This is a genomic window from Candidatus Skiveiella danica (genome assembly GCF_022705245.1).
GTDB classification, from domain to species: Bacteria; Pseudomonadota; Gammaproteobacteria; order Burkholderiales; family Burkholderiaceae_C; genus Skiveiella; species Skiveiella danica.
In genome coordinates this window covers 1-668 of sequence record NZ_JAKJEW010000122.1, presented here as the reverse complement: position 1 = coordinate 668, position 668 = coordinate 1, and the positions used below count along the sequence as shown (strand labels likewise).

General features: G+C 64.8%; 1 protein-coding gene. It reads right to left on the bottom strand.

The annotated features are described in order from the left end of the window. Positions 1-137 precede the first annotated feature (137 nt). Positions 138-668, bottom strand: a 531-nt coding sequence (locus ACMUOY_RS20395; protein ID WP_413894546.1) for an SDR family oxidoreductase, incomplete at its 5' end; no start/stop codon positions are given.

Below are 668 nucleotides of genomic sequence, written 5' to 3'. Positions count from 1 at the left end.
AGTTTAGAGATAGAGGTGTGTCCCTTTCCCTTTTGTTTCTATTGTACTCCACCCGCCGGGCACACCAGGAACACCTTCACCCGTTTCGTGGGGGCGCATGGCGATACGCCCCCACGCCAGGCAGCGGGGCAGCGCCCCTACATCACCAGCCCGCCGTCCACGCTCAGCACCGCCCCGTTGACGAACGACGCCTCGTCCGAGGCCAGGAAGAGGAAGGCGTTGGCGATGTCTTCCGGCTCGCCCAGGCGACGCGCGGGCGTCATGCCGATGAACCTGTCCAGCACCTCTTGCGGCATCGTCTTGACCATCTCGGTGGCGATGAAGCCCGGCGCGACGGCATTAGCGGTGATGCCCTTCGGCCCCAGCTCGCGCGCCCAGACACGGGTCATGCCGATCACGCCTGCTTTGGTGGCGACGTAGTTGGTCTGGCCGAAGTTGCCGTACAGCCCCACGACCGACGACGTGATAATGATCCGCCCGTAGCCGCGCTCGACCATGTGCGGGGCGACGGCTTGCGTCATGTTGAAGACGCCCTTCAGGTTGACGGCGATCACCTGGTCGAACTGCTCCTCGGTCATCTTGACCAGGCGCGCGTCGCGGGTGATGCCGGCGTTGTTGCACAGGATGTCAAGCTGCCCAAAGGCGTCGAGCGCGGCCTGTACCGCTGC